Raw genomic sequence first — 17,176 nt, 5'->3', positions numbered from 1 at the left:
ACAATATTACTGACGTTGAGTACCTTTAAGCTCATTTATTAATACAACACTAAACGCGATAATTGCGAGGTTTGTGGTTACCGGATTAAAGGCTTCAATTAAAAGCGAGGGCTGTAAAATGGCAACAAATAACATTAAGCCAATTAGCGCCAATATGTTTAATACATTGATTAAAATAGAGCGATAGAAAATAAAAAAAAGCACAGCAAAGATGATTTCACCAACACCTGCTGCACGTGTAATCAAACTTGAAATTTCAGGATTAAAACCAAAACTACCTGTCATCTGCTGCTCAAGAGGCGAAATATGCACAAGTTTTGGAAACAACCCATGGTAAAACCAACTAAAGCTGATAATAAAGCGGGCAATTTGAAGTGTCGTTAAATGGTTCATCGTAAAGGCTGAATTATGTGTGCTCTAGCCATTAGAGCACACTGCAAAGACTTATAAAACAGTTGGCTTACCAAAACGGTTTTCTGTTTCATCACCGGCTAAAAAGCCATTCTCAATGAGTGCCCAAATTGGTCCAATCAACGGAATAAAACCAATTAAGACCCACCAACCTGACTTATTACGGTCATGCCAACGTTTTACTTGAATCGCGAGTGAAACCCACATTAGGGGAATGTACATAATGAACGAAATAACCATTATGGCCGATTCACTAGCACCAGAAAGTAGTGCAGCAATAAACATAATCACAAACGTAGCAGCCACTACTCCTAAGAACGCATACCAATACGTTTTACGCGGAATTCGACCACTAAAAGAGAATAAAATTTCTTTTATGCTTAACGTTGTTGATTCTGTAGAGGTTGAAACAAGGTTTGATTCTGGGGCTTGATAAACATTTTCTGACACTGTCATTTCCTTTGAATTGTGTTTTAGCAAACTAACACGACGGTTACCCTGCTGATTTATAATCATTAACTAAGCGAGACTCAGCGCGAATAACATAACATAAATTTAGGTTATTTAGGTACTAAAAAATTACAACTAGCTATTCGCTCTTAGCTTTTACCGCAGGCACGGTATTTAATTAACGTTTCGAAAGTGGGTCTAAAACTAACTCTGCCTTAAAATATGCCACAGCATCTTCAACATCGATAAATGTTTTTTGCTGAAACTTTAAGCCTCTTTCAAAGTAAAAAACCTCAAAGTGGGTTTTAGCATCGTAAATACAATATCCTTCAAACTTTGGCAAAGTACCAATAGCGTAAGCACCGGTGCTAACTCGTTTCTGAACTAACTACTTTTTCAGCTCAATAAACGCTTGTCGCACAGCAGCAATCTCTTTATTACGAATACTTAATAACTTATTGAAGCGTTGGAGTAGAAGCAAGTGACCTTTGAAACATTAAAATAAGAAGCATTAAAAAGCACCTGAACGGTGCTTTATATTAACTTGGTTGTTGCCAGTATTTGGCGTATAGATTTGGGTAGGTTTGTTTTAAAAACTTGGCTTTATCTTTAAAGCGCTTGCCTTTTGGCTGTTCAAGCCCCGACGGAATAAACGGCAGTTCATCATCATTTCGCTCTTCGTACAGCATACCTGCGATAAGATCATACTCATCTAAATAAGGGTAAGGTTGCTCATTTAAATGATAAACCGGTGTACAGTCAGCGATTGAATCCGGGTTTTCAAGGGCATTTATAAATACCTGCTCGCCACGTGAAATCAGCCAACATAAAAACTCTGAAAATCCGTAATCGTCGTTACAACCTGCCATTACAAAGGCAGCACCGAATAAGTCCCATGTGTAGGCTTTACGCATGCGAAGACTAAACTGCTTATCAAATTCCATCAGCTGTTCATCAGATAAGTCAGTTAGCTTTGCTTTTAATGCATTACATACAGACTCAGGCTCCGCGGTTTTATCTTCTGCGGTAACTAACTGCCAAAACTCAGCTTCGGTTAACACACTCATGATAAAATCTCTTTTACACGACCTACTTGACCATCGTCTAACTGCACTTTTATGCCATGTGGATGGTTAGGTGATTTTGTCAAAATACGTGACACCACGCCTTGGGTTAACTGACCTGTTCGTTGATCTTGCTTTAATACAATATTCACTTCACAACCAATAGAAATTTGTGAACGCGTAGGCACTGCCATAGCAAAGTCTCTTTCATTAATTTTTGCCGATTATAGCTATTTGTGGCGCAGTTACCAAACTAAACCCGTGTGATTGACGTGTTTTTAAGCGCTTGATGGGGAATGATATCGTTAAGTCTTTCGATTATAGCGTCTGATTTTCCTTTAATTTGAAAATCATAGCCTTGACCATTTCTATCCAGAATGACCGCTAAGTAATTATCGGCGACTTTAAACTCAGTAATTCGATTTAATTCAAGCAACTGCTCTTTCGAGCTGTAATAAAACTGCGTTACTTTAAGGTGAGTATTTGTTGCAATTAGCGTGTTACTCAGTGCGGTTTTTGCAGCAAATTTATCTGTTGAACGAACGGCTTGCAGAGCAAAAAAAACGGCAGCAACAAAAGCGCTAAATGATGGAAACGGCAACGCGTCGTCAGACAGTATGCCATAAACACCCACGCCTAAAAACAACACAGACAGTGCTGAATTCAAAGATAACATGTGCTTCGCCGTTAAATTCAAAAACATATTTATTCCTTTAAAAATGAAATTGCCTTCGCGTTTATAGTTATATCTATCGTATTAAGTTCATCAATAATTAAGTTTACTATCAGTTGCTTTTGATTTTCGTTAATTGGCAACGTATTGAAAAAACACTTTATTTTAAGTGATTGAGGCAATTTTTTTAAGTCAGCGGTATGAGTTAGCCATAAAAACTCACTGACTGTCTCTTTAGCTTGCTCACACGCGTGAGTTAACGCAACACGAATGGCTTTATCAAGGCGTTTTTCGGTTTTAGTCATTTTCAACTTGTTGTTTTTTAAATTCTTCGTAACTGTCTTCTTGGCGTTTTACACACTCGTGATACTCTTTATCTGCTAAGTAATTGCATTCATTTAAACGGGCCGATTGAATTTCGTGATACCGTGCATCAGAGCTACATGCACTCAGCATAACGAATAAGGCTGCTAAAGCCACAAACTTTAAAGCGTTAAAAAACATTAAATTTCCTTTCTTAAGTTATACATTGGCACTGTGTTTTACTGTATATTGCGTGGGTTTAAAATCTTATTATCAAAGGGTCATCTATGATGTTGTCGCAGTTACAAGAGCTGTTTCAGCGTATCGATAAAAGTAAAATTTTTCAATCATTTGTTATCGCGGTCATTGTTATTTCGGCGTTAACTGTTGGCGCGCACACGTACTCGTTACATCCAACTGCAGAAATTGCCTTGCACTGGATGGACATGGGGATCACTGTCTTCTTTCTGATTGAGCTTGTGATCCGCTTTATTGCCAGCCGTGGCATAAAAGACTTTTTTACAAAAGGCTGGAATATTTTCGATTTTATCATCGTCGTCGGAAGCCTTTATCCTGCTGCGGGGTCAACTATTTTCATCGCAAGGCTGTTACGTATTTTCCGCGTTTTGCGATTAGTGTCGATGATCCCAGAGCTGCGATTGTTGGTTAATTCGCTATTAAAAGCCATACCGCAAATGGGCTATATCGCCCTGTTAATGTTCGTTATCTTCTACATATATGCCGCAATGGGTAGCATGTTATTTGCCGATATTAACCCTGTTTTGTGGGGCGATGTGTCAATTTCAATGCTAACTCTATTTCGTATTGCCACCTTTGAAGACTGGACCGACGTAATGTATGAAACCATGGCGGTGTATAAACTAAGCTGGATTTTCTACTTAACGTTTATATTCTTAACTGCATTCGTGTTCTTAAACATGATGGTAGGTGCCATATTAGAAGTCATGTCTGAAGAGCACCGTAATGCACGTGAAGAACAAACGAGCGACGATGACATGCCCGCTACAAAAGGCCAAATTGTTCAATTACAAGCTGAAATGGCAGAGCTAAAACAATTACTTAAAGAAAGAAAATAACTTTTTTATTTAACAGTTTTTAGTTATGAGGCGCTAGAGTGCAAAACCTAGCGCCTTTATTTTATCCACGTTTTTCCACTTTCCATGGTGGATTCAAGCGGTTTTCACCTGCCCAATACAGTTTGATTTTGTTACCTGAAGGGTCTTTCAAAATAGCTTCTGTCCATAAGTAGCGCTGCGCTGTTGGCGGTTGTTCAAAAGTAACCCCCTTTTTAACAAGGCTCGTGTAAAGAGCATCAAGATGTTCTTCTTCAAAATAGATAACAGCATGACTCTTAAAGTCCCCGCTTTCTAACGACAGCGAAAATGTCGCGTCTCCATTGGTACATTTAAAACGCGCATAGTGAGGTGTATCTACAATTTGAATAAAACCAAGAGTTAAATAAAAAGCCACCGCCTCATTCATATTTTTTACTGGTAACGTGACTTGATTAAGCTTCATTTGCTACTTCTGATTAATTAGATTTCGTTATGCCAGCATATCCCGAATAACTAAATAAGCAAAAGATAAGCGTGAATAACGTATTAAATAACTGATAAGCTCACAGCTTGCATATTCGAGAGGACAGCTGTGAGTCATACTGTAAGGCATCATGCAGCGCTCAAAAGGGTTTTCCCCTTGCCATTTAAAACTGAATAAACGTTCTATTTTTGTTTATACAAAAAGGGCCGTGCAGCCGCCATAAGTGATAACCAACAAGGGCAATGATGATTATATGTATTTTTATACGTATTTTAATCGCCACCTTGCTGGCCTAATACATGCAATAACTCAGTTAAAGGCAACGACTTGTAAAAGTACCAACCTTGGCCTTGAACCTGATAGTCATCATTGTAATTTTTAATAAAGTTATATTCTTCAACTGTCTCAACCCCCTCAAAAATAACAGTGCGGTTTAGGTTTGTTATTAATGACATAATGGCTAACAACATTTCTTGCTTCAACTCATCAGATATTGATTGGGTGAAAACCTTGTCTATTTTGATCACATCAAAATTGATTTCGGTTAACCACACTAGGTTTGAAACTCCTGTTCCAAAATCATCAAGAGAAATAGAGAAGCCGTATGTTTTAGCTTTCGAAGCAAAACATGACAATTCGTCCAATGGAAGCTCTATTCGCTCGGTGATTTCAATTTTGATTTGCTGTGGTTTTATTTTATTTTCAGTGCATAAATCATATAAATAATCTAAATACTCTTTTGTTTGAATTTCATAGGCGTTAATGTTGACTGCCACGCTGAAATCAGAATCAGCACGTAAAACTGGCGAAAGTTCATTAAGCGCTTTTTTGACCGAGTTATACGCAAGAGTTGGATACAAACTTAGCTGCTCTGCAATACCTAAAAAAAGCTCTGGCGAAACATTACCGTAAACAGAATCTTTCCACCTTATCAAACTTTCTACACCAATAATTTTGTTACTTTTCAGCTCGAGTATTGGCTGATACTCCAAATATAATTCTTCGTTTTCAATGGCTTTACGAAACCTAAATTCCATTGAGTGGCTTTTATCTAAGTATGAACAAATTGAATAAGCAATTAAAAAGCTAATCAATCCAATTAAACCGATTAATAGAGCAGAAATGTAAAAAGGGAAATACAGTAAACCAGGCCGGTTATTGTATGTCTCAATGCAGTATTGGAATTGAGTGCTACAAGTTTCTACCACTTGCGGTTTAAGCAGTGTATCTGTTTTAAACTGGTGTTGTGCCGCATAGTTATGAAAGATGTATTTTCTATTCTTTGAAATAATTTTATATGAAAAATTTTTATTTAATTGATCAAAGTTTTTAAAAGGGGCATTAATTGTAAAGGCAATTACACTCCCTTTATTTGTAATGTCATATTTCGCTGCAACAGGAAAAATATTCGCAACTTGAGAAGCAAAATAGTAGCCCGATGGAGAATGATACAAAACACTGTCAAGTGGCGTTGAATCAGCAAGAAGTCCCCAATTTGCTGAGCAATTAACTTTATTATTAAAAATCAAACCTAAGTCATGCGTAAATTCATGTTTAGAAAGAATAATGCGCAACTTATTGATTGTCTGAGCATCACACTCAAGAGGAGATAATGCTGAAGCCTCTTGGATAGAAGAGCCTAAATCGCTTGATATGTCTTCTGCTTTTGATAACAAAGATTGCGAAAATTCCTTTTGATAGCTGACTTGCAGATAACTAACCAGAAGGTGAAAAGCAACAACGAGAAAAAGCATTAAACAAATAATATAGAGTGCTTGATTATTTTGAGCTGATTTTAGTATTTTTCTCGTCATATTTAACTTATACGCTTTACAGTCTAAACCTCAAATTAGCCTTTATGTATTACCAAATCAATAAAAAGTAATAAAATGGAAACAGAGTAAGTGTAACTACCTACTAAACCCCGAGATGAATTAGAAAAGACAACATTAGGCTGTTGCACCTCATACCTTAAATTTACCCACTAAGTCTGTCAGTAAATGAGACAGCTGATTAAGTCTTTCACCATTTTGACGCGCACTCTGTGCAATGTCACTTACATCGTCTGCCGCATTTTTAATTTCGACAACATTGCGGTTTATGTCTTCTGCTACATGCTGCTGCTCCTCGGCTGCAGTCGCTATTTGTGTGTTAAGGTCACTAATATTGACAATAGACGATGTGATCTCGCTAAACTGCTGTTGCGCAGAATGTGCAAGCTCAACGGTTTTATGAGTGCGGTTTCAACTTGCGGCCATTTCTTTGGATACTTGGTCAGACCTTTTGCGAAGCGTACTAAGTTGGGTTGCTATTTCCTCCGTTGACTCAGACGTTCTTTGCGACAGCGCACGAACCTCATCAGCAACCACAGCAAATCCACGACCGTGATCGCCCGCTCGAGCAGCCTCTATTGCAGCATTCAGTGCTAATAAGTTTGTTTGCTCAGCGATGCCTCTTATGACACTGAGAATCGACATGATATTTTCACTTTCAGCATCAAGCTGAGTGATATCTTGAGTCGCTTTTGTTATCACAGTAGAAAGCGACACAACACTCTCTACAGTTTCTGAAATGAGATTTTGTCCAAGCTCAGAAGCATGCTGTGTTTGCGTTGCAAGTTCTGCTGCATTCGCACAACTTGCGGAGACCTCATTGGCTGTCGCAGCCATTTCATTAATTGCAGTCGCTGCCATTTCAAGAGCTTGTTGTTGCTGTGATGTAGAATCAGATAGTTGTGAGGCTTGTGACGAAGTGTTCGCTGATGTTTCACTCACATTTTGAGAACAATCATTTATTTGCGTCACTAACTCTGAAATTAAATTCAAAAACAAATTAAAGCTATTCGCTAATTTAGCTGTTTCATCTCGCGTTTTAATAACAAGCCGCTTCGTTAAATCACCGCCGCCTTGTGATATTTCTGTCAACCCATCACTCACTTCAACAATGGGGGCTGAAATAAGTTTAGAAATATAACTTGCCACTAGAATAAACACAGCAATCAGCACCGTACTAATAACAAGTATAGTAATTGTGATTGTGTTAGCTGTGCTCATTACTTCAGATTTTTCGACTAAAGCAACGAACTTCCAACCAAGCTTTTGCGAAGTGTAAATATTTGCTAAATAATCTTTGCCATTTATTTCAATTTCAAACTGGCCGCGATCGTTGTTAGCAAGCTCCCGGTATTTACCGCCATTGATTTCGTTTAGCTGTTTAAAACGATAATCCGCATTTTTGACATCGACCAAAACATTGCCGCTGTCTTCTATCAGCATTAAGTAGCCTGTCTCACCCAATTTAATGTTCGCAATAATATCTGTTAGACCTTGCAGTGAAACATCCATGCCTTGTACACCAATTAAGTTGCCATTTTCTTTGATAGCCTTAACAGTTGACACTATTACCATGTCATCAGCAGCCCAATAATAGGCATGCGTTCTTAATGTTTCACCGTTAGCGGCTTTTGCAGTTTTGTACCAAGGCCTTACTCTCGGATCGTAATTAGCGGGTACTTCACTTGCTGGCCATTGAACATAACCACCTTGCTCGTTCCCCATATAAATGTATGCAAGGCCTGGGTGCGTTGTAGCAAAGTGATCAAACAAGTTAAACACTGTTTGCTCTACCAAACTGCCATTTTGGTGATCTAGCTTGACTGGATTTGATGATTGCATATGCGTCATTACGTCGGTTTTTGCATTTAAAGTCGCAGAATGAGACGCCAAGTAATCAACATTTTTTTCAATTTCAGCGAAAAATAAACTGATACCGTTATCTACTTGCCGCGCTTCACGCACACTCAATTGAGCAAAGTTGTCTAGCGCCTGTTGGCGTATTTCAGTAATAACTAATAGAGAAATAATGATTAAGGGAAGTGCAATTGCTGATGCAAAGGAGAGTTTTAATTTTTTTGAGATGTTCATTGTAGACTTCCAACTAAGTACTTACGAAAACATAGTGAGGTGGTTGCAATTGAGCAAATAAATAGTTGGAAATTTATTAGGCACAAAGTTGGGTAGGCAAGTCGTTCAAGTCTTTAATTTATTTATGATATGACAATAGGTTGACAGATATACATTGTAGACTAGCTTTACCTCTAGTAATGAAACAAATATTTAACAAACCAAGCGCTAATGACCTTCCAACCAATTGGCAGCTTTTGCAGGATGCAAATTAGCTGCCTATTCCAATTTCGTGTTTAAGCATATAGCGCAATAAAGCCTGTGCATCTGGGTGTGTATCAGCTTGTAACCCTGCAACAACACCTTGTTGATCCGCTGCTGACTTGTGTTGGCCAAGTTTTTCTTTTGCTTGTATTGACTGAACATTAATTTTAATTCCGACAATACCGCGCAGTAGTTTTGCTTGGTAATCAGCAGGTAGCAAGTCGGTATCGTGTAAAATACTCGGCTCATACTGGCTAATTAACTCACCTAAGCAGGCTAAGGTATTCTCATCATCCAGATATTCAACCTCACCTTGAACATGGACCGCAGCATAGTTCCACGTCGAAACAGCGGGTTTTTCTGCATACCAGGTTGGAGATATATAGCTATGCGGACCACTAAAAACCACTAATACGCGGGTATTATCTAATCCCTTACCATGACGATTTGCACGTGATACATGACCATACAAGGTCCCCAATTCCCCCTCATCAGCTTTGTATACTAAAGGCAAATGTGTGGCTTCAAATTCACTGTCTACCATCAACGCAAAGCTATAGGTTTTTATAAATTGTGAGACTCGCTCCGGTGTCATTTTCCACTTGCTGGGTGTGTGCATTACTTTCCTTTATTGCTTAAAAAGGCCAGCAAAGTGCCAGCCTGATTTAACTATTACAACTTAATTTTAGCCATCAACAATTATGCGTAGCATACGACGAAGTGGTTCAGCAGCACCCCATAACAGTTGGTCACCAACCGTAAATGCACTGATATATTCTGGGCCCATAGCTAATTTACGAATACGGCCTACCGGAATAGACAACGTGCCAGTCACTTTAACAGGTGTTAGGTCTGTTGCTGTAATGTCGCGGTCGTTTGGAATAACTTTGACCCATTCATTGTGAGACGCAAGAATTTCTTCGATTTTTTCTACGCTGATATCTTTACGCAATTTAATGGTCATTGCTTGCGAGTGGCATCGCATTGCGCCAATACGAACACACAAGCCATCAACCGGGACAGGCTGCTTGCTGGTGCCCAAAATTTTATTAGCTTCGACTTGCGCTTTCCACTCTTCTTTACTTTGACCACTTGGCATTGGCACATCAATCCAAGGGATAAGGCTACCCGCTAAAGGCACGCCAAATTGGTCTTGTGGTAAATCGCTTGATGCAATTTTTTCGGTGACTAATTTGTCAATTTCAAGAATAGCGGCATTAGGATCAGCCAGTTTGTCAGCAACCGTTTCGTGAATTGCGCCCATTTGTGCAATTAACTCTTTCATGTTGCGAGCACCGGCGCCTGAAGCCGCTTGATATGTCATTGGGCTGATCCATTCAATCAAGTCTTGCTCAAATAAACCGCCTAGCGCTAACAACATTAACGATACAGTACAGTTGCCGCCAACATAGGTTTTAACCCCCTGCTCTAACCCTTGTTCAATCACATCTTTGTTTACAGGGTCAAGCACGATAATACTGTCGTCACTCATACGCAGTGCCGACGCAGCATCAATCCAGTAACCTTGCCAACCAGACTCGCGTAACTGCGGGTAAACGGCTTTTGTGTAATCGCCGCCTTGGCAGGTAACAATAATATCCATTTGCGAAAGCGCAGTAATGTCGTTTGCATCAAGAAGTGGTTTTGCTGGGCCCGCAATATCAGGGCCTAATTGACCGGTTTGTGAGGTGGTGAAAAAAGTCGTGTCGATTTGAGAAAAATCATTTTCTTGCTGCATACGATCCAATAACACAGAGCCAACCATGCCCCGCCAACCGACTAATCCTACTTTTTTCATTGTTTTTTCCACTGTTTGATTCATTCCAAGTACCTAAGCTGTTAAAAATTAAAATCCATTGCGTAAGAGTTTAATTTTTACAGAGCTAATCTAGCATTGTGAATGGCACAAAACCAGCGCAGATAATGGAACTTAAAATTATTTCATATTATTTTATTTAATTAATGGACAGTCTGTTGGCAATACAAGGTTTACTGCATTAGCACAGACTTTAAATGTTTGTTGTTTTGAGGTAATTGGCTCACCATCGAGGTTAATTGGCATTTCAGTTTGCGTTTGCCATTCAAGCCAAGGCACTTGATAGCGTTTCACCCACTTTTGTGAAGAATTGGGGTAGTTGCTTAACTCTTCGATAACCGCAGGCACATCTGAAATTGCAAATGAGGTGAAAGCAACAAGATCAACCATGCCATCATTAATATACGCATCGGGTGCGAGTAACTGTCCGCCACCGGCTTGTCGGCCATTACACACGGCAGCGGCAATAATCTCACCGGAACTGTGCTGACCATCGGGCAAAGAAAGTTGACCACTGTAAGGAACAAAGCTCAGCGCTTGAACAAGCCCAGCGAGTGTATATGCACCGCCGCCAAGCAAGTTTTTAAGTGCTGGCGGTGTGGTGGCGGTAATTTTTGCCCCAAAGCCTGCACTGGCAACATTAATAAAAAATCGTTTATCGACTTCAACAACATCCACTTCGTGAGTATGTCCTTCAAAAGCCAACGTGAGCGCCGACAAGTATTCAGTCGGAATGTTTGCAGAGCAAGCAAAGTCATTTGCCGTCCCCATTGGGAGTATGGCAAGTGCTGGTCTCTGAGAATGCTCAATTTTCATTAAGGCGTTCACAGCTTCGTTGACCGTGCCGTCACCACCAGCAACAATAACCCGTTTTACGCCCTCTTTATTTGCCTCGTAAATCAGTCGCTCAACATCGCCTCCTTCATAGGTTACTCGAACCTCTAACGGGGTTGTTTGTCGGAATTTAGAGACGGCTTCGCGTAATTGCTCATTGCCTGCTTTTTTACCATTTAAAATTAATCGTAGGCTCATTCTTAATCCCTGTTATGACAACTAAGCTCTACCATAACATGCAATGCTGTTTACTCAATACGGATACAAAAAAGCCCCGCTATTGCAGGGCTAAATCAATGTTAGGATTTATTATTGTATCCTTCCTTGGGCAGAGTATTAGAACTGATATTTGTACTCAATTGAGAACTCAGTGCCTTTCTCTTTCGAACGCGTTAAAGTACCGGCTGACTCTATTTCAGATTTTGCGCCCAAGATATTCGTCACTTTGAACTTCAAGCTTGAGTTGAAATCAGGGAAATAGGTGTAGTTAAAGTCTAAAGAATGAAATGGTTGCTCCATCCAATCTTCCTGACCTTCAATACCTGGAATAATGATTCGCTCACCAAATACATTATAGATTAGTGTAGAGGCATGCTGACCACTTGGTGCGTCATAGCCTAACTGCATATTCACAACATATTTTGAATGACCCGTCATGCGACGTGTTGTATTTGTAACCGCTGCAGAAACCCCTGTTTGTTCAACAATCGCCTGACGGTCGATGTTGATTTCTGAGTCACTTAAAGTCACGTTACCTGTCATGAACACGTCTTGCCAGAATCCACCTAAGAAAGCAAAATCTTTCAGGTATTCAAATTCAACACCAGCAACATAACCATCTTCCGCATTCGCAATACGTACCAGTGGTGGACCATCTTGAGCTGGTGATTGAACAGACTCAATTGGATCAACCATGTCTTTATAGAACACACCAATAGAGAAGTTCTCGCCCGTATCAAAATAGTTTTCCCAGCGGAAATCATAGTTTTTGATTTGGGTTGTACGTAGACCTGGCGTACCACCTACAGGGTATTCAGTAAGCGGATCGATATAAGTCGCGTCAGAAATCTCACGTAAATCTGGGCGAACAACAGTTTCACCGTAACTTAAGCGCCATTGCGTTTCGTCGTTTTGCACATAAGTTAAAGCAAGTGCGCTATAAACGTCGTCTTCACGAAATGCGAGTTGATCTAACTCATCGTAATCAATTGAAGATGCAAGACCACCAGTAAATGGGTCAAGAGGAACAGATACTTGACGGAAATCTTCCCACCTTAAACCGCCACTGATCCGCCATGTGTTATTGAAGAATAAATCTGCTTCAAAGTAATAAGCATCTACTTTTTGCGCAGACTTGTAGTCATCCCCAGAAACCGTTGTATCGTTTAAGATTGGCTGTGTCAGTGTTGCATTAGTAAGTACATCATCAGATAAAATTGTATTTAGCTCACTACCCGTTAAATCAACATCTGAAAAAGCACGTGTATTAATATCAAAACGGCGGTTTGTCGCAGAACGCTCCTTAGAAATAAAGTCTGCACCCGATTTAAGCTCGATATCAATGCCCTCTAACATAATAGGCAGTGTAAAGTTAAAACCGTAGTTTTCTACTTCATCGTCCAAATCTTGGAATGTATAACGCGCCGCGGTTGTCGCATTGGTTAATGCACTTTCATTGACAGTATCGTAAAAGCCGTCTTCATTTGCATCAGTAACAATGAAGCGAGTTTCCATGTTACCTGGTGCATAACGGTTTGAACGACCCATTGAGTACTTCCAATCAAAGCCCGCGTAATTTAACCATTCAAAGGTATGCATACCCTTTAATTGATTAACAATTAACTCACGCTCTTCATAACGCACATCATACGAACGAACACGTTTGTTATCCGACGTGTTGTTATTTTGGTCTATTCCTAAACGGTCTGATATTTGATCTTCAGTATCCCGTAAGATTAAGGCTGTATAGTCAATTTTGTGCGCTTTATCGTACTCTACACCGACAGTGATCATGCCAGATGTTTTAACTGTATGCTCGGTACTAAGCACTTGGTCATAACCACGGATCATGGTTGTTGAATTGTCACCAATTAAGAAACCTTGACCTTGATATTCGTCTGCAACAACATGCTTATTATCGTAGCTAAACGACGATAAGAAACCGTAGCGCCATTTATCTGATTCAACGCTATTACCTAACGTTGCAGTGAACTTAGTATTGGGATCAACCTTTGCTGATTTTGGATCATAATCGCGATTTAACGACATCGCTAAAGCGCGGCTTTGCTCAGGTGTTAAATCATCAAGCGATTGACCGCTTTGATATACATCTAGTATAGGACGAGGGATTTCACGTGTACCATCGTCAACACCATACCAATCATCAGAGCCACCGTTGTACTCAAGACCATCGTCAAAATTGTTGGTGTTATAGCCAAGCTGACCTGATACATCAAAAACAAATTGGTCTGGAATGCTTTTTAAGCGGATATCAACGTTACCACCACCAAAAGATGCAGGCATCGATGGTGAATATGATTTTTGTACTGATAAGCTTTCAATAATACCTGATGGAAATAAATCCAGTGGTAATACAGAACGTGTTGGGTCTGGGCTTGGTACAGCAGAGTTATTGAGCTGTGTACTTGAATAACGCTCACCAAGACCACGAACATAAATGAACTTACCATCAACAAGTGTTAAACCTGTTACACGGCGAAGCGCTGCTGCAGCGTCACTATCACCACTACGAGAAATTTGCTCAGCACCCATAATATCAGCAACGAAAGCTTGCTGTTTACGCTCTTCTAGAACAGCTGTTGCAGTGCCTTTCAACCGACTTGCACTTACAACAACTTCTTCGAGAACAGCTTCTTCGTCGGCTTCAGCTGCGTGTACCGAGACAGTCAAGCCACATAAAATGGCTGCACTGAGTGCTGTTAAGCTGAACTGTTTTGAATATTGTTTCATGTTTACCTCTATCTGAAATACGTTACAGAAAGTTATTTAAAGGTGCTAAACGCACTGTTTAGCACCTCGCTTACTGTGTTATTCCAGACCTACCGTCCAACCTTCAGTCCAGTTGTTATCAGCAGATACTGCACCAATGTGCGTTGTTGTATCAAAGAAACCGTCGATTGCTTTAACGTCTGTCGCTGTGGTTGTATCGATAGTAAAAATACCATTTACAACTTGCGTTTGACCTGTAGCAACTAAGTTACCTAATGTGTTTGTCCACCAGTTCTCAACACTGAAATCTACACCGCTTGGGTCTTTGAAGTTTTCAGAACATGCAATCACTGATGATTTAATCATTAACGTACCATCTTGTGCATTCTTAACTGTTTCACTTTCACCAGAAGCAGCGCCTTCAATCTCAAGACACTCGCCCATGCCCTCAGGACCCGTTACGATTGCGTTATAGATTTGCGCGCCAGTTCCTTCACGGAAGTACATACCTTCACCGTCATCTTCACCTTTAAAGGTGTTACCGATAATTGTTAAGTTAGCGATTGTTGGGTTAGATTTAGGTGTTTTAGAAGGTGAAGAACCATCGTTGTCGGCTTCGATACCGCGGTTTGCATCTGAGTTATCAGCTGCTTGCTTAACAAGGATGTGCTGCATTTTACCTTGGAAACCATTGTCCCAGTCGATGCTGTCATCTTGAATGCTTGTTAGTACTAAGTACTTCGCTTGTACGTTACCACCGAAGAACTCAACACCGTCATCCGCATTTTGGTGAACTTGCACATACTCAACAGTAGTACCAGAACCAACACCACCGAACGTGATACCGTTTAATTCGTTATCTGGTGCGATTTCGTAACCGCCATTCATCACACGAACATAGCGAAGCGTACCTGAGTTATCTGTTGTATCAGTACCACCGAACACCGCACCTGACTCAACACCTTCAACTTGAAGTGCACAATCGCCTTCTGCTGGACACTTGTTTGATGGTGCGTTACCAAGAAGAACTAAACCACCCCATTGACCAGCGGCTGTAGTACCACCCATAACATCTTGGCTTGAAGTGAACGAGATTGGCTCATCTTTAGTACCATTAGCATTAATTTTCGAACCACGGCTAATTACTAAATAATCATCACCTGTACGGCCATATACTGTTACGCCTGGCTCGATTGTTAAAGTAGCTGAATCAGCATTATCTTCACCTACAAATACTGCACCGCTTAATGCGTAGTAGTTACCCGCAGTAAGAGTTAAATCAGCGGTAATACGACCAGACACTTCACATGTTGTTGTGCTGCCATCAACTGGAGAAATTGACGTTGTACCTGACGGACAACCTGCTACAGCTGCTGGTGCAGTTACTTCACCGCCGCCGTAACCAAATGCCCAACCTTCACGCCAGTCATCTGAGTCATTTAATGCACCAACAAAGTCAACTGTATCAAAGAACGCATCAACAGTATTTGCTACATCTTGGCCCGCGCCTAGTAATGGAGAACCCGCAATTGGTTGACCGTTTGCACCAAGCATTGGCTTATCATTGATTACGTTACCAGATTGTGCTGTAAACCACGTTTCAAGCTCTAGTAATGAATTACCGCTACCATCAACTGGGTTTTTGAAGTTTTCGCCATTGGTACACGACATAAACGTGTTTTGCATTAAGATAGTGCCATCGTTAGCGTTGTTAACTGTTTCGCTTGCACCGTCTTCAGCACCTTCAATTTCTAAACACTCACCCATTTCGTCAGAGCCAGTGATCACAGAGTTGTATAGGTGTAAACCTGTACCTTCACGAAGGTAGATACCTTCTGCATCGTCTTCACCGTCGAAGTTGTTACCGATGATTGTTAAGTTAGAAATGATTGGTAATGATTTTGGTTCTTTAGAAGGTGTGCTACCGTCGTTATCTGCTTCGATACCACGGTTTGCATCTGTTGAATCTGGATCTTGTTCAACATAAACGAATTGCATTTTACCTTGGTAACCATTATCCCAGTCGATGCTATCATCGTCGATGCTTGTTAATACAACGTGCTTCAGATTTACCGCACCACCGAAGAATTCAACACCATCATCTGAGTTGTTGTGAACTTGTAAGTACTCAACCGTTGTACCAGAACCAACAGCACCAAATGTAATACCATTTAGTTCATTATCTGGTGCAATTTCATAACCCGCATTTTTAACAACAACGTACTTTAAAGTACCTGAACTATCTGTATTGTCTGTACCACCAAATACAGCACCCGATTCAACACCTTCAACTTGAAGTGCACAATCGCCTTCAGCAGGACACTTATTAGAAATACCATTACCAAGAAGCACCATACCGCCCCATTGGCCAGCTGATGTTTCTTCACCAGTTACGTCTTGCTTAGAAGTAAAGATAATTGGGTCATTTTTCGTCCCTGTCGCTTCAATTTTTGAATCACGGCTTACAACTAAATAATCAGAACCATTATTACCAAATACAACGGCACCTGGTTCGATAGTTAATGTTGCACTGTCTGCTTTATCGTTACCAACGAAAACAGCACCATCAAGGGCCCAGAATGCGTCTGTCGATAATGTTGTATCTTCTGTGATTACACCTGAAAGAACTTGTACTGTTACATCACGACCTAATGCAGCAGATACTTCGTTCGAAAGGCTTTGGCTGTATACACCGGGTAATTCTTCCGTGGTTGGTGGTGTAGTTGGGTTAGTAGGTGTAGTTGGTTGTTCGACCGTTTCTTCTACGTTGATGTTGATATCACCACCGCCACAACCTGCTAGTGAGATTGCTGTCGCTACAAGACTAACCTTGAATAAGCCAGATAATTTCATTGTTCACTCCGTTAAGATAGATATTTAATTATTGTGTTAGCGCATAAACTCAAGTCACCAAAAAGCACTGTAAAGTAATGCTTTTGGGTCACTTGAG

Annotated in this window: 16 protein-coding genes; 1 reads left to right on the top strand and 15 read right to left on the bottom strand. The window is 40.3% G+C overall.

Annotated features, from left to right (window positions below; all coding sequences use genetic code 11):
• Positions 1-6: 6 nt before the first annotated feature.
• The 7 genes from BWD47_RS02500 to BWD47_RS02470 form a co-directional block, all read right to left on the bottom strand.
• Entirely contained in the window at positions 7-393 is a 387-nt protein-coding gene (locus BWD47_RS02500; protein WP_075593304.1) for a DoxX-like family protein, read from the bottom strand.
• 51 nt (positions 394-444) lie between these two features.
• Positions 445-861, bottom strand: coding sequence for a DUF805 domain-containing protein (locus tag BWD47_RS02495; protein ID WP_217195047.1), 417 nt, complete (start codon positions 859-861; stop codon positions 445-447).
• A 539-nt stretch (positions 862-1,400) separates the two neighbouring features.
• A complete protein-coding gene (locus BWD47_RS02490) occupies positions 1,401-1,928 on the bottom strand; it encodes a DUF4240 domain-containing protein (protein WP_036971836.1) in 528 nt (175 codons plus the stop codon).
• Positions 1,925-2,119, bottom strand: coding sequence for a YwbE family protein (locus BWD47_RS02485; protein WP_036971837.1), 195 nt, complete (start codon positions 2,117-2,119; stop codon positions 1,925-1,927). Before BWD47_RS02485 ends, BWD47_RS02490 begins: the two co-directional genes overlap by 4 nt.
• A gap of 59 nt (positions 2,120-2,178) precedes the next feature.
• The gene (locus BWD47_RS02480; protein ID WP_065979093.1) at positions 2,179-2,628 is read right to left on the bottom strand and encodes a hypothetical protein; all 450 of its coding nucleotides are present in this window, start codon (positions 2,626-2,628) and stop codon (positions 2,179-2,181) included.
• Between the two features lie 2 nt (positions 2,629-2,630).
• Positions 2,631-2,903 (bottom strand): hypothetical protein, encoded by a 273-nt coding sequence (locus BWD47_RS02475; protein WP_036971841.1) that lies wholly within the window; start codon positions 2,901-2,903, stop codon positions 2,631-2,633.
• The gene (locus tag BWD47_RS02470; RefSeq protein ID WP_036971843.1) at positions 2,896-3,102 is read right to left on the bottom strand and encodes a hypothetical protein; all 207 of its coding nucleotides are present in this window, start codon (positions 3,100-3,102) and stop codon (positions 2,896-2,898) included. The genes BWD47_RS02475 and BWD47_RS02470 overlap by 8 nt, the downstream gene beginning before the upstream one ends.
• 89 nt (positions 3,103-3,191) lie before the next feature.
• Between BWD47_RS02470 and BWD47_RS02465 the strand changes: the two genes are divergently transcribed.
• Positions 3,192-3,998: an ion transporter gene (locus tag BWD47_RS02465; protein WP_174403887.1), complete on the top strand. Its 807-nt coding sequence runs from the start codon at positions 3,192-3,194 to the stop codon at positions 3,996-3,998.
• 61 nt (positions 3,999-4,059) lie between these two features.
• On the opposite strand, the gene BWD47_RS02460 is transcribed toward BWD47_RS02465, so the two are convergent.
• The 8 genes from BWD47_RS02460 to BWD47_RS02425 all read right to left on the bottom strand — a co-directional run bounded on the left by BWD47_RS02460 (position 4,060) and on the right by BWD47_RS02425 (position 17,079).
• Positions 4,060-4,440 (bottom strand): VOC family protein, encoded by a 381-nt coding sequence (locus BWD47_RS02460; RefSeq protein ID WP_075593303.1) that lies wholly within the window; start codon positions 4,438-4,440, stop codon positions 4,060-4,062.
• Positions 4,441-4,733: 293 nt separating this feature from the next.
• Positions 4,734-6,275 (bottom strand): EAL domain-containing protein, encoded by a 1,542-nt coding sequence (locus BWD47_RS02455; RefSeq protein WP_083633618.1) that lies wholly within the window; start codon positions 6,273-6,275, stop codon positions 4,734-4,736.
• 429 nt (positions 6,276-6,704) lie between these two features.
• Positions 6,705-8,384: a methyl-accepting chemotaxis protein gene (locus BWD47_RS02450; RefSeq protein WP_256719160.1), complete on the bottom strand. Its 1,680-nt coding sequence runs from the start codon at positions 8,382-8,384 to the stop codon at positions 6,705-6,707.
• Positions 8,385-8,634: 250 nt separating this feature from the next.
• Entirely contained in the window at positions 8,635-9,246 is a 612-nt protein-coding gene (locus BWD47_RS02445; RefSeq protein ID WP_075593302.1) for an FMN-binding negative transcriptional regulator, read from the bottom strand.
• A 66-nt stretch (positions 9,247-9,312) separates the two neighbouring features.
• Positions 9,313-10,449: an aspartate-semialdehyde dehydrogenase gene (asd, locus tag BWD47_RS02440; RefSeq protein ID WP_075593301.1), complete on the bottom strand. Its 1,137-nt coding sequence runs from the start codon at positions 10,447-10,449 to the stop codon at positions 9,313-9,315.
• Between the two features lie 129 nt (positions 10,450-10,578).
• Positions 10,579-11,475, bottom strand: a complete 897-nt coding sequence (yegS, locus tag BWD47_RS02435) for a lipid kinase YegS (RefSeq protein ID WP_075593300.1) — start codon at positions 11,473-11,475, stop codon at positions 10,579-10,581.
• A 138-nt stretch (positions 11,476-11,613) separates the two neighbouring features.
• The gene (locus tag BWD47_RS02430) at positions 11,614-14,247 is read right to left on the bottom strand and encodes a TonB-dependent receptor domain-containing protein (RefSeq protein ID WP_075593299.1); all 2,634 of its coding nucleotides are present in this window, start codon (positions 14,245-14,247) and stop codon (positions 11,614-11,616) included.
• 78 nt (positions 14,248-14,325) lie between these two features.
• Positions 14,326-17,079 (bottom strand): hypothetical protein, encoded by a 2,754-nt coding sequence (locus tag BWD47_RS02425; RefSeq protein ID WP_075593298.1) that lies wholly within the window; start codon positions 17,077-17,079, stop codon positions 14,326-14,328.
• Between the last annotated feature and the right edge of the window lie 97 nt (positions 17,080-17,176).

It is taken from the genome of Pseudoalteromonas sp. PAB 2.2 (assembly GCF_001938575.1).
In the GTDB taxonomy this organism is placed as follows: Bacteria; Pseudomonadota; Gammaproteobacteria; order Enterobacterales; family Alteromonadaceae; genus Pseudoalteromonas; species Pseudoalteromonas lipolytica.
Note: the sequence above shows the minus strand (reverse complement) of the source record. Positions and strands in the feature narration are given on the sequence as shown.